Here is a 12,057-nt window from a genome sequence, read left to right as displayed (position 1 = left end):
TTGTGGAGGTAGCCGTTCTTGAACCCAATTAAATACCCTTGCTAAGTTAAACTCTTAGTAATTAATTATACTCTCACGAGAGTAATAAAAGAGCGGTAAGGAGTAATGAGTGGATGAAAAATGGGTATTTACTCATTACTTGTTACTCATTACTCCAGAATCACCGTGCGTTCACGGGAGTGAGGATGTCAACTATAAAATCACGGGGTTGTAGGGGTATCAAGTTTTATGCGACTCGTCTTAGGACGACAGGGGCTTCCCCAACAAACCTGTCCAGAAGGCATATTCGTCAAAACACTACTACGAGCGCCAATCACAGCATTAGCGCCGATTTGCACTCCTGGCCCAACAAAACAATCTGCTGCTACCCATGCACCATTGTTAATAGTGATACTCGCTGTTTTTAACCCAAAGGCAGGATCTTGGATATCGTGACTACCAGTACACAGGTAACTTTTTTGGGAAACTACGCAGTGTTCACCGATGTGGATCTGATCGAGGCTGTATAAAACTACGTTATCTCCAATCCAACTATAGTTGCCAATGGTAACTTTCCAAGGATAGGTGAAGCGGGCGGTGGGTCGAATTAATACACCTTTGCCGATACGAGCGCCAAATAGTCGTAGCAAAGCACAACGTAGAATATTTAACGGTTGAGGAGTAAGGGGAAATGCGATCGCTTGTACAAGCCACCACAACAATACATACCAATTTGGCCGTCCCCGATCAAACCAAGATTGGTCATATTTGCGTAAATCTACAAAAGGTTGGTCATTTGTCATTGGTCATTTGTCATTAGTTATGAGTCAATGGTCAATAGCTTGACTTCTGTTCCTCTGCTCCCCTGCTCCCCTGCTTCTTCTTTTGGAGTGGTTGCAGTATTTAAATGACCACCACAATTACGTAATTCGTAAAGTTTAACGCCAATTTGATATTCATATTGACTCAGCAAGCGTGCATAAATATATCCAGCTTTGCCATCCAAAAAACCGCGTTGAATTATATAAAATAAAACAAACCGTAAAATGGGCTTAAATGGCAAGTGTACCCACACTTTTTTCAAAAAGCGCTTACGTTGCACTGCATCACCAAATAGATTCGCGCCGATGGTGCCGCTATCATCTTTACCTGTGAGAATATTAAAATAAACACTGGCTTCCCAGTTGGAATAACGATTGTGCCGTTCTAGCCAGTGATAAAGGTCGCGGAAGTCCTCGTGGAGCATATCATTTTTGAGATACCCAACTTTGCCCTGTAAAATCACATGTTCGTGAACTTCGTTGTCACCAGTATTTGGAATATCTTCTGTATGCAGGTTTTCGTAGCGGCCTTTTTTATGCTGAAATAAACGAAGATTCCAATCGGGATATTTTCCACCATAACGAATCCATTTTCCTAAGAAAAAGACGCGGCGGTTGAGGTAATAACCTGTATATTCCTGATTTTGAATTGCTTGGTCAATTTCTTCCCAAAGTTCGGGAGTGATGCGCTCATCGCAATCTACAATTAGCACCCATTCGTTACGGAAAGGTAAATTATCTAAAGACCAATTTTTCTTTTTGGGCCAACGTCCATTAAAGTCGAATTGCACAACATTGACACCGTGGCTTTTCGCAATTTCAATGCTGTTATCTGTACTTTGAGAATCTACTACAAATATTTCATCTGCTCTGCTGAGGCTAGCAAGGCAGGCTGGCAAGTTTGCTTGTTCGTTTTTTGCCGGAATTAATACAGAAACTGGTATTTTAGATGACATATCAGTATAAATTATGTTATTGGTTATTTCTTATTTGATGTGAATAAAAGACCTTGAATAGCAGCATTTAAATAACCAATCTGACCGTAAGCATATACAAGTTTGTCAAACCGTTCTGCTGGATCAGAAAAATATTGCAATGCTTTATACAAGCCACGTACAAACCGTTCGCTACCTCGCTGCAATTGAGCGATTCCAGCTTTGCCAGCGAGTTGTTCTCGATAGCATTCACTGATACCCTGCCACCAGCCTCGATTTAAAAACCAAGTGCGTTGTAGGCGTTCTGGGGCAACATTGTGAGCAACCAGTGCTTCAGGAAGATAAGCAACTTGCCAACCACGCTGTAGGGCAAATTCGGTCATTTGCAGTTCTTCATTTGATAATAAATTTTTCCCCACTCGACCGAGATGAGGATCAAAACCGCCAATTTCTTCTAGGAAACTGCGGCGGATGGAGTAATTTAAGCCTCTGGGTGTTAAGCCAGGTTGCTCGATGTAGATGTTACTGTCACCCAAGTCGTATGCACCCAGATTTGCAGCTAGTCCTGGAGATAGCCATCGTGGTTGTTCGATTCCTGGGGGCCATAAGAGAGTGACTTTGCCACCTGCGATCGCTAGTTTAGAATTATTGTAATAGGCAAAATATAAAACTTGTAGCCACCCAGGGCTAGCAACAGCATCGTCATCCAGATAAGCCAGAATGTCGCCACTAGCTACTTTTGCGCCTGTGTTGCGGGCGACAGATAAACCGATAGTGGGTTCAAATACATACTTTAGGCGCGGATTGTGGGCCCTTTGTTCTACAACCTCACGGGTGCGATCGCTAGATCCATTATCAACTACCACAATTTCAAAGTCAGCAGCAAAATCCTGTGCTAAAAGACTATCAATTGCAGCCCCTAAATAGGTATCTCGATTGTGGGTACAGATAATGGCAGAGATTTGGGTGTCTGGCATAGATTTTATTTTGGATTTGAGATTTGGGATTTTAGATAAAAATCTTAAATCCAACACATACCTGCTGAGAGTTAATCTAAACCAAAAATTACCGACCCACCAACCGAGTTTCTTCGGAAATAATCTTTAAAACTTCACGTTTGTTGAATATGACTGTGTAAAACTACAAGTGTTTGGGCCAGTTGACTCAGGCGGGTTTCTAAAGATTGCTTGCGCCCCAACAGTTGACGTAACTTTTGGTAACGTGCGATCGCCATACTAACATTAGCAACCTGATCTGCTGGACATGGGCGTGACCAGACTTTACCAGCATCGTCTACACCACAGAGGCGGTAGCCAGTAATCGATGATTTATAAGATACTTTCCCACCAGTGGCGCAAATTTCTTCTACATAGTTCATCAGGCGGTCAACTTCTGCATGGCGCAGTGTTGCAGTTCCTCCCGGTTCTGGTTCGCTGGGATTGGATTCTAACCAGCCATTGACAATTGGCCCTTCTAAGTAAATATCCTGAATTTGGTTCAAAATATTTTGCAGTTCTATTTGCCAACCAGCAACAGTTTCCTGAATTTCTTGTAATAGATTCATCGCCAATGCTGGATTTGCTCCGTGGCGATGGTTACTAAAACTCGGAGTTTTCAACTTAGGTAAGCTGGGTGTTTTGCCCCCATTCTCTTGTGTTTGAAAGGTCTGCACAGAGTCATGGTGAGGAAAGAAATTCTGTTCAGCAGGATAATCAGTCTCAGTATCTACGCCCAATTCAACTGTTTGTTCTTCCTGAGATGATGGAGTTTGGGTACTTTCTGTGGATTCGTTGGCTCCGACACTGATTCTAAAAGAAAAAGGCCGTTTTGTTGTGGACGAATCAACTGCTTCGGCGGCAGAGGCAGTGCCGCGATTCCCTAAATCGTGTAGAGTTGCTTCTATGCGTTTTAAGCCTGCGTTCATAAAGACATCCTAAAATTTTGCTGTCCCCAATGGTGTTGAAGAAGAGGCAGGGGGCAGGGAGCAGGGGAGATAATTCAGATGGGAATTTGACCCAATAGAACTAGAACCACACTTGGTTGTTGTGGGGGAAGCTCCACAGCAGGGAGCAGGGATCATTTCCTCTTGCTCCTTTTCTCCCTGCCCATTGCCTCTTGTTGAATCATTAAGAATGGGGTTGTTGGGATTTTCGGCTTTTGCCAGTTGTGACATCAATGATGTTGGTGCTAATTTTATCCCTTAAAAGTTATTTCAAACCAAAAATCTCGCTGATAAAGTAAAAACTGTGGTGATAAATTGCAACTAGCTACTTATTGTTAAAATACTCAGAAAACAACTTTGGGTAAAATCATCTTAGTAACAGGGCCAGCACGATCTGGTAAAAGTGAATGGGCGGAAACTCTGGCTATGGAGTCAGGGAAAGCAGTTGTTTACGTAGCAACAGCGACCGATAACACAGATGACCAGGAATGGCATCAACGCATTTTAGAACACCAACAACGCCGTCCCCAAGACTGGGTAACTCTATCCGTACCGATAGAACTGTCTGCTACCCTCGCCGATGCTAAACCCTATAACTGCCTTTTAGTGGATTCTTTAGGAACTTGGGTTGCTAATCTCTTAGAAGAGGACGAGTCTAGCTGGGAAAATATCGTTGCGGAGTTATTAGAAACGGTGGATCTGGTTGCTACTGATGTGCTGTTTGTAGCAGAAGAGGTAGGTTGGGGTATAGTACCAGCTTATCCCCTTGGGAGGATGTTCCGCGATCGCTTGGGTTCTTTGGTACGCCAACTAGCTGCCCTTAGTGAAACTGTTTATTTAGTAACTAGTGGTCATGTTCTCAATCTCAGTGTCCTCGGTTCGCCATTGCCAACCAGAGAGGATGCTGGAGTATTCAGAAGTCAAGATTCTTAACTATTGATTCAAATTAATCCAAAATCTAAAATCTAAAATTGTCTTATGGCAACCAAACAAGAAGTTAGAGGATACCTTGCCTACTGGTTTCAGTTGGGTAAGAAAGTGATTACGGGCAACGGGAAGGCAAGCATTTTGCCCAAATCGGTGCTAAATGGCGATCGCTATAGTGAAGAATTTGAAGAGTGCTGGCAAAAAATTCTCTCCCCGGAATCAGGTGATTGTCACCTAGAGGGTACGCAAGAAACCATTGCTGAACTATTAACACCAGCATGGGATATGGTTCCTTGTGGTCGTTGCAGTATGCCAGTAGCCGCGCGAAACGTCGGGATGCCGGCATTGTTATGTCCCTGTAATAGTTTACCTAACTGGCCTAATACAGAACTGCCAGCACCACGAGAGCCAATTAAGACTCAAGACCAACTTAAAACAATTCGCGATCGGCTTGTAGATAATATTGCTTAAAAAAGAAGCAAGGGGGCAGGGGGACGAGGGGGACAAGTCTTCTGCATCTTCCTTGTCTCTTTTTTATGCCCAATTCCTAATGTCTCTATAGAGTTCAGTTAAGGCTAAAACTCTTTGCCAAAGTCAAATTTTTTAACGTAGACGCGGAGCGGCTTGCCGCAGGCTACCGCAAAGACGCAAAGGACGCAAAGAGAAGAAAGAGATGCTTAATGAGTGGGGGATTCAAACCCGCCACTAAATTTTAGACTGCTGAATCTTAAGATATAGAGAAATTAGATAATGGATTTATTGGAAATCCCTTGGTTCACTTTGGTGGTAGAGAATTTGGCGTTGGACAAGTTTTATTAGCAAAATCACACTGATAAATATAGGGTTCTTGCCAACTTAAAGGAATTTCTAATAAATCTCGCGTTCCTGTCATCCCTTGTCCAATAAATAGTAACAAAGCAATGCAGTTTAAAATCGTATGAACGATCCGCCAGCGATTGGATTTATCTTGATAAATATCTTGAACAATAGCTAATGAAAAAATCATTAGCAGTGCTGCGGTAATACCAATATAATAATGTGACCAATACCACTCATTGGTACGGCGAAATACTCCATCTTGACAGCCTAATATGACTAAACCTGCACCAGCTAAAGTAGCAAAAACTGCCCGCCACACTCGCTGCTTTGCCCGATAAAGAAATACTAAAGAAGCGATAGTAGCAGCTAAGATTAATAGGATAAAAACAACTTGAAAAGGTGTTTTATTCCATAATTGATTTTTAATAATATTTTTACCAATAGGATAGCTTAATCCGATTAAAGTTAATCCGACAACCGCACTTGTTAGTCTTTCACCTAATTGCTTATGTTCTACACCCACTACTGGAGGAATTTTGCTCTTACTCCCGGCTAAAATTTGCAATCTGCGTTGGCGTGTTTGCCAAGCAAAATTAATCACTGTCCCAATCAGTGGAAACACGAATATGATTGCGATCGCTGGATGTAAAAGACCAAGAAAATCTGCTATTTCCATACAACACCTTTAAATTAATCATCAAATTAACCTTAAACGACAATTTAAAGCATCGTAGTACCACTTAAATTAATTTAAGATAAGAATCTGTTGAATATTTATTTTTATTATTTTAGCTAATTTTAAGCAAGTAAAAATGTAAATGCCTATTGAACAATAAGTCTTTAAGAAGTAAATTTGTCTCATAACCTGATAGTCAACTAGCGAATAATTTCGTCTTGCGGAGAATATCACGTTGGCGTACACTGCGAGGTTTAGCTAATTTCCAAACCGAATAATATTTGTCACTATAAACAATGTCTGTTTTCAAATTATATTTTTTTTCTATCGTTTCGCGCCAACTGTCTGAAGGATTGAATAAAAAAACATCAGCAAACCTATCAGGGATTTTAGGAATTTTTTGATTTTGAACCAACAGAAATTGTACCTTTGGCTCCAAAAGATAGCTCAGAGAAAAGACATTTCCATAATTATTACCCAAAGCATCACTAATCAAAAGTGGGCGAGTGGTCAGATTGATCATTTGGGCAACTTGGGGATTGCCATAGCTTATACCCTTATTCCACCAAGTTTCTGCTTGAAAATTAACCTTACAAGAAATTAACCCACAAATAATTATCAATCCGACGATCGCATACCAAATATTCTGGCGTGACACCCTCTCATTATATATTTGTGTACCTAGCAAGTAAGCAACAGCTATTTGAATCCCTAAATAAGATGGTATGAAATATGGTTCAGATGATTGTATACCCTCAATCATTAAATCTGACAATATTAGAGGCAATGTTGGTACGACAATTAATATAATGATAAACAACCAAATTTTATAGTTAGTTGTTTGGCAAAGGAAATAAATTGAATATCCTACCAATATGAAACAAATTAATGTAATTAAATAGTTAAATTGATTATCTGAAGTCAGGTCTATATCAAAAAATATTCGGCTTAATTGCATCAATATAAATTCAAATTTAGGCATCAAAGATGATTGTGGTGTTGCCTTATCTGCTGAAATCAAAAATTGGAAAAAATCACCTATTACAACTACAAGCCAAGGCATGAAGGCTAAAAAACCTATCAATGATGCTATAAGATAAGTTCTGACAGTTGAAGAGAACTGGAATCTGGCAGTAGTAATAACATAAATTGCGTGAGCAACTGCAACAAATGCACTCCAAAGAAATGTATAAAGACTGATTGCCAAAGTTACTGCATAAATACTCCAGATAGTAAATGTTTCTGGCTGTTGTCGTTGTTTTGCTAGCTGATCTTGATCTTGTGATTCCAGGCGCATTGCTCGCAGCAAAGAAGCGCTAGATAGTAATATGGTGACTAACCAGAGAATATATTCTTGTGCTTCTTGGGCGTATACTAGTTGAATCGGAGAAATTGCCATAAGTGCGATGGCTACGCCCGCCGCAGGCATCGCTACACCAGGAACCAATAGCGGCGCATTAAATAATTCTCGACATAGCCAATAAACACCAGGGAAAACCAGCAAACTGATCAAAGCAGATAAACTTCTGATCGCCGTCACCGAATTACCAAAAACTTCCAACCACAATCTGGCTATTATGTAATAAAGCGGTGGATGCAAAGAATCTTCTTTAGCCAAAGTCATGATTGTGTCATTTAAGCTTTTTGGATTTACCCCTTGAAACTGAGCAAAACTTTCTTTGCCAATGACACTACCATTAAATAGTTTATTTTGTGCTTCAGTTCTTGTATAACCAGAAATTCGCAATGAGGTATAGGTTTCATCGTGGGAGTAAACCTTGGTATCAAGGTTAAAAAAGCGAAACAATATACCCATTGTCAATAAGAAAATAATTAAAAATCGCAACCAACTCGGAGCAAGTTTGAGGTGGCGCATAAGTAGTTTTCCCAATATTTTTTCTAAAATAATCCAGTCAGGCGCACTACTGGATGAAGTGCCGCAGCTACGCCCATCATCATAATTCGTAATTCGTAATTACGAGTTATATCTAAGTCTGTTCATTACATATCCCAAGGGACGTTAGGACTAAAGATAATTTTTACAATATTTGATAACGCCATCTAGCAAAGTCTTTGGTATTAGATATGGTTAAAAAATCAATAGTTTTAAAGTGTCGGTCGATAGCGGGAATACTGCATATTTTAGCTCCAATATTCAAGTATGCCTGCAAAATTTTAGGAATTTCCACATTATACGAGTCTGGACAATTTTGAGGCAGTTCTACACAAGATTGTGAATTTGGATAAACCAAAATACTTGGATGCATCAAGCCATTCTTCTGAAAATAATTATAAGTGCAAATAGCTTGCGAAGGAGATTGCGTTAGTAATGATGCACAACCAAAGAAGTATTGATTTTTACTCCAGATCAGATAATTTGCTAGCCCTTTCCATAATAGTAAAAGTGCCTGACTGTTGCGATATTCTTTAGCTATACATGCACGCCCAACTTCAACTGATGCCTGAAGCACAGAATTAGGAATTCCATTAAGATTAAATATATCGGCAGCATCAAAGCCTAGTCTTTGAGAAGCCATTGTATAGGTTTGCATCCGATAAGTTCCAATGGTTTTACCCGTTTGTTTGGAAATCATGATTAAATGATGGCAAACTGCATCAAACTTATCTATATCCATCTGAGTAAAGTTAGAAGCAGAAAATCCCAAGCCTAGTTCTAGATTAAAAACTTCAAAGCGTAACCGAAAGATTGATTCTAATTCTTCTTCGGTTGAAGCCAGTCGTAGGGTATATTTTTCCGTTTGAAGTATGGGAAAATCTTCAAAAGAAGGAGGAGGATTCAGTGAGTAATTGATGTTGCATCCAGAAACTTCCATCTATCTTCCTACCTAGATTTGCGAAAATATCCTACTATGATTTAGGCACTATACAAATAGCTCACATTATGTATTAATGTGTCGAAGCGTGATTGAGACAGTTTTCCGATAAAATAACCTCTAGAGAGCTTTCTTACTCTTTTAGATTAGAGGTATAGTGCTTTTATTATGGACATTAATTACTAAAAAATCTGGCAATAAGATACAAAATTTTCCTTTGATATAGGCTATAAATACAAGTCAAATAAAAGGACAAGGAGATAGGCTTTTGCCATAAGTCTCAGCAGAATGGGGAAAGCCCCTAGATTCATCTAGGGGCTTGGATGGTTTTGGTTGCGATCGCTATAAAGCGGGTGGGTCTGCGATCGCAATCTGCGGTAGATACACTCTAAAATACTTAATTAATTACGGTGATTATTGCTGTAGTGAACCCTTGTACCTGCCCACAGCAACTTCTCCCGTAGCGTTTGATAGTAGGAATTGTTCTCGCGCAAAATAATAAATTTAGCCCGACACTCTGCCATCCGCACATCAACGCGGTGTCCAGGCCAAATAGAAGTCCCTAACACCCCATCTGTCCACAGTTTGGTACTCAAATCGTAATCCCCCAAAGGCCAAATACTCACTACAGAGCCAGGGGGTAAAACGAGTGGGCGGCTAGAAAGGCTCATTGCACAAATGGGAGTGATGGTAAGCGCCTCCATACCATCGTGCATAATCGGCCCATTAGCAGAAACGGTGTAACCAGTAGAACCTGTGGGAGTGGAAATAATCAACCCATCCCCAACATACTGATCGACTACCTCACCATCGATTTCCATTTCCAGAATTGAGGTTATCATTCGGTCAGCAGAGGCGGGTTTGACACAAAATTCATTCAAAGCCAGGTAACGCTCACTCACTGGCTCTAAATTAGACCCGTGACCCTCATATACCGCAGCTTGTAACATCATCCGTCGTTGGATAGCATAGCGATCCTCAAACAGCCGATCCCAAACTTTCTCTGTATCCTGAAATTCTTCCACCGACTCAGTTAAAAACCCCAGATGACCTCCCACATTCACTCCCAGAATAGGGATGCCAGCTGGGGCTAAATGTCTGGCACTGGTTAAAACAGTACCATCGCCACCGAGTACCAAGGCGAGATCGATTGGTTGAGCCGCCGAAGCCAAAAAGACTGGATAAGGGTTGTCTTTTGGCCCACTCGGCCCCATCAACACCTGGCACTCGCGGCTTTCTAGTTGTTTAGCACAGATTTCTGCCCATTGTTTACTCCGGGCATCCCGCGCTTTATAAGCAATGATTACCTGCTTGAGTTGCACGCACAGTTACCACTTCAGGAGATTAAACTGCTCCATATCGACGGTATCGCGGTTGCGATAAATGGCAAGCACGATCGCTAAACCCACCGCCGCCTCGGCCGCGGCCACGGTAATCACAAATACTGTGAAAACCTGACCTTTAATTAATGTTGAGTCGAGGAAGTTGGAAAATGCCATTAAATTCAGATTAACAGCATTGAGCAGTAATTCAATTGACATCAGCACCCGCACAGCGTTGCGGCTAGTAATTAAACCGTAGATGCCGATGCAGAATAAAGCTGCTGCTAGTAATAAAAAGTACTGGAGTTGCATGAATCTGAGTATCCCTCCTGAAAAAGCTGGCTGTTTATCTGCGAATGAAGTCGCAAATATTACTCTTTTGTTTCGCTGGTTGTTGATACCAATTCTCTGGGGCGTTCTTGTAAAGTCAAAACAGTTTGCCCCACATTGGATCGTGTCAATTGGTCTGGCAAATACTCACGACGGGCCAAAATAATTGCTCCTACCATCGCTATCAGCAGCAAAATGGAAGCCAATTCAAAAGGTAGTAAAAAGTCAGTGAAAAAATGCTCTCCAATTACAACTATTGAGCTTTCACCACCTACTACAGGAGTAGTTGAGTAAGCCCAAGGAGTAGCCAGCACCATTGTACTTAAAAGACCAAACAATCCTACGCTGACTAGACCAGTAAGTAATTTACGCACCCAAGAGTTGGGAAATGCGACAAAATCTTGACGCTTGTTCACCAACATAATGGCAAACAAAATCAGCACGTTAACCGCCCCAACATAAATTAGTATTTGTGCCGATGCAACAAAATCACCATTTAGCAAGAGATAGATTCCCGCCATACTGATGAATACACCCCCCAGCATAAAGGCAGAATAGACAATGCTAGAGAACAGCACCACACCAATGGCTGCCCCAATCATCATCACGCCCAGTATGCCAAGTGATACTAACTGTACTCCTTCTGCTAGATTCACTGTTTTTTGTCCTTAGTCATTGGTCATTGGTCATTGGTCATTGGTCATTGGTCATTGGTCATTGGTCATTGGTCATTGGTCATTGGTCATTAGTCAAATAACAAAGGACAAATGACAATGGACAAATGACATTTATTTTTCTGTTTGTTCTACCAGGTCTTCTGGACGCGCACCTGCACGTGGCGCATCTGCGGGCAGTCCGTGGGGTTCGAGGACACCTTTGGGTAGGTAAACTAGCTCGCGTAGTGGTGTAACCATTGGGTCATCTGTTACTTTATAGGGCAGACGACCTAACGCTACATTGTCATAATTCAATTCATGGCGATCGTAAGTGGCAAGCTCATACTCTTCTGTCATGGATAGACAGTTAGTGGGGCAAAATTCCACACAGTTACCGCAAAAGATACAAACTCCAAAGTCGATGCTGTAGTGGTTGAGTTTTTTCTTTTTGCTGGCTTTGTCGTATTCCCAATCGACTACAGGTAGGTTAATTGGACAAACGCGAACGCAAACTTCGCAGGCGATGCACTTATCAAATTCAAAGTGAATCCTACCGCGAAACCGTTCGCCAGGAATCAGTTTCTCGTAAGGGTACTGTACGGTAATTGGTCGCCGCCGCATGTGGTCGAATGTGACAGAAAGCCCCTGACCAATGTAACGTGCAGCTTGTACCGTTTCTTTGGCGTAATCACCAACTTGTTTTAGGAACTTGAGCATTTTTGGTTCACTCTCTCTTTTTAAGCTATCAGCGTTATTTGTCCCTTGTCCTTTGTCCTTGGTCATTAGTCATTTGTACAAATGACTAACAACTAATGA

13 protein-coding genes are annotated in these 12,057 nt (G+C 41.3%); 2 read left to right on the top strand and 11 right to left on the bottom strand.

Annotated elements, in window-relative coordinates; translation table 11 throughout:
- Positions 1–200: 200 nt before the first annotated feature.
- The 4 genes from hpsU to V7K69_RS31350 all read right to left on the bottom strand — a co-directional run bounded on the left by hpsU (position 201) and on the right by V7K69_RS31350 (position 3,659).
- Positions 201–782 carry a hormogonium polysaccharide biosynthesis acetyltransferase HpsU gene (hpsU, locus tag V7K69_RS31365; RefSeq protein WP_335041921.1) on the bottom strand — a complete coding sequence of 194 codons (582 nt, stop codon included), beginning with the start codon at positions 780–782 and terminating at the stop codon, positions 201–203.
- A gap of 17 nt (positions 783–799) precedes the next feature.
- Positions 800–1,756 carry a glycosyltransferase family 2 protein gene (locus V7K69_RS31360; RefSeq protein WP_335041919.1) on the bottom strand — a complete coding sequence of 319 codons (957 nt, stop codon included), beginning with the start codon at positions 1,754–1,756 and terminating at the stop codon, positions 800–802.
- Positions 1,757–1,779: 23 nt separating this feature from the next.
- Positions 1,780–2,712, bottom strand: a complete 933-nt coding sequence (locus V7K69_RS31355; RefSeq protein WP_194143120.1) for a glycosyltransferase family 2 protein — start codon at positions 2,710–2,712, stop codon at positions 1,780–1,782.
- Between the two features lie 134 nt (positions 2,713–2,846).
- Complete coding sequence (locus V7K69_RS31350; protein WP_335041916.1) at positions 2,847–3,659, bottom strand: hypothetical protein; 813 nt, start codon at positions 3,657–3,659, stop codon at positions 2,847–2,849.
- Between the two features lie 375 nt (positions 3,660–4,034).
- Here V7K69_RS31350 and cobU point away from each other — a divergent pair, with 375 nt between their 5' ends.
- Positions 4,035–4,610, top strand: a complete 576-nt coding sequence (gene cobU, locus V7K69_RS31345) for a bifunctional adenosylcobinamide kinase/adenosylcobinamide-phosphate guanylyltransferase (RefSeq protein WP_335041914.1) — start codon at positions 4,035–4,037, stop codon at positions 4,608–4,610.
- 45 nt (positions 4,611–4,655) lie between these two features.
- On the top strand, positions 4,656–5,075 hold the full coding sequence (locus V7K69_RS31340; RefSeq protein ID WP_335041912.1) for a hypothetical protein: 420 nt from the start codon (positions 4,656–4,658) through the stop codon (positions 5,073–5,075).
- 304 nt (positions 5,076–5,379) lie between these two features.
- On the opposite strand, the gene V7K69_RS31335 is transcribed toward V7K69_RS31340, so the two are convergent.
- From V7K69_RS31335 to ndhI, 7 genes are all read right to left on the bottom strand, one after another.
- Positions 5,380–6,099 carry a DUF4079 domain-containing protein gene (locus V7K69_RS31335; protein ID WP_335041910.1) on the bottom strand — a complete coding sequence of 240 codons (720 nt, stop codon included), beginning with the start codon at positions 6,097–6,099 and terminating at the stop codon, positions 5,380–5,382.
- Between the two features lie 196 nt (positions 6,100–6,295).
- On the bottom strand, positions 6,296–7,975 hold the full coding sequence (locus V7K69_RS31330; protein ID WP_335041908.1) for a glycosyltransferase family 39 protein: 1,680 nt from the start codon (positions 7,973–7,975) through the stop codon (positions 6,296–6,298).
- A 163-nt stretch (positions 7,976–8,138) separates the two neighbouring features.
- On the bottom strand, positions 8,139–8,933 hold the full coding sequence (locus V7K69_RS31325; protein WP_335041906.1) for a GNAT family N-acetyltransferase: 795 nt from the start codon (positions 8,931–8,933) through the stop codon (positions 8,139–8,141).
- A gap of 401 nt (positions 8,934–9,334) precedes the next feature.
- Positions 9,335–10,255 (bottom strand): NAD(+) kinase, encoded by a 921-nt coding sequence (locus V7K69_RS31320; protein WP_335041904.1) that lies wholly within the window; start codon positions 10,253–10,255, stop codon positions 9,335–9,337.
- A gap of 6 nt (positions 10,256–10,261) precedes the next feature.
- Positions 10,262–10,567: an NADH-quinone oxidoreductase subunit NuoK gene (gene nuoK, locus V7K69_RS31315; RefSeq protein ID WP_006199065.1), complete on the bottom strand. Its 306-nt coding sequence runs from the start codon at positions 10,565–10,567 to the stop codon at positions 10,262–10,264.
- A 59-nt stretch (positions 10,568–10,626) separates the two neighbouring features.
- Positions 10,627–11,241 carry an NADH-quinone oxidoreductase subunit J gene (locus V7K69_RS31310; RefSeq protein WP_185584962.1) on the bottom strand — a complete coding sequence of 205 codons (615 nt, stop codon included), beginning with the start codon at positions 11,239–11,241 and terminating at the stop codon, positions 10,627–10,629.
- 132 nt (positions 11,242–11,373) lie between these two features.
- Positions 11,374–11,958 (bottom strand): NAD(P)H-quinone oxidoreductase subunit I, encoded by a 585-nt coding sequence (ndhI, locus tag V7K69_RS31305; RefSeq protein WP_094349399.1) that lies wholly within the window; start codon positions 11,956–11,958, stop codon positions 11,374–11,376.
- Positions 11,959–12,057 lie beyond the last annotated feature (99 nt).

The organism is Nostoc sp., from assembly GCF_036917775.1.
Taxonomy (GTDB): Bacteria; Cyanobacteriota; Cyanobacteriia; order Cyanobacteriales; family Nostocaceae; genus Nostoc.
The sequence above is the reverse complement of the archived record's forward strand: the minus strand, read 5'-3'. Positions and strand labels throughout refer to the sequence as shown.

What these genes read in the sequence shown, in the direction of transcription:
- hpsU (WP_335041921.1), bottom strand. Translation starts at nt 782, where the DNA reads ATGACAAATGACCAACCTTTTGTAGATTTACGCAAATATGACCAATCT.
- V7K69_RS31360 (WP_335041919.1), bottom strand. Translation starts at nt 1,756, where the DNA reads ATGTCATCTAAAATACCAGTTTCTGTATTAATTCCGGCAAAAAACGAA.
- V7K69_RS31355 (WP_194143120.1), bottom strand. Translation starts at nt 2,712, where the DNA reads ATGCCAGACACCCAAATCTCTGCCATTATCTGTACCCACAATCGAGAT.
- V7K69_RS31350 (WP_335041916.1), bottom strand. Translation starts at nt 3,659, where the DNA reads ATGAACGCAGGCTTAAAACGCATAGAAGCAACTCTACACGATTTAGGG.
- V7K69_RS31340 (WP_335041912.1), top strand. Translation starts at nt 4,656, where the DNA reads ATGGCAACCAAACAAGAAGTTAGAGGATACCTTGCCTACTGGTTTCAG.
- V7K69_RS31335 (WP_335041910.1), bottom strand. Translation starts at nt 6,099, where the DNA reads ATGGAAATAGCAGATTTTCTTGGTCTTTTACATCCAGCGATCGCAATC.
- V7K69_RS31330 (WP_335041908.1), bottom strand. Translation starts at nt 7,975, where the DNA reads ATGCGCCACCTCAAACTTGCTCCGAGTTGGTTGCGATTTTTAATTATT.
- V7K69_RS31325 (WP_335041906.1), bottom strand. Translation starts at nt 8,933, where the DNA reads ATGGAAGTTTCTGGATGCAACATCAATTACTCACTGAATCCTCCTCCT.
- nuoK (WP_006199065.1), bottom strand. Translation starts at nt 10,567, where the DNA reads ATGCAACTCCAGTACTTTTTATTACTAGCAGCAGCTTTATTCTGCATC.
- ndhI (WP_094349399.1), bottom strand. Translation starts at nt 11,958, where the DNA reads ATGCTCAAGTTCCTAAAACAAGTTGGTGATTACGCCAAAGAAACGGTA.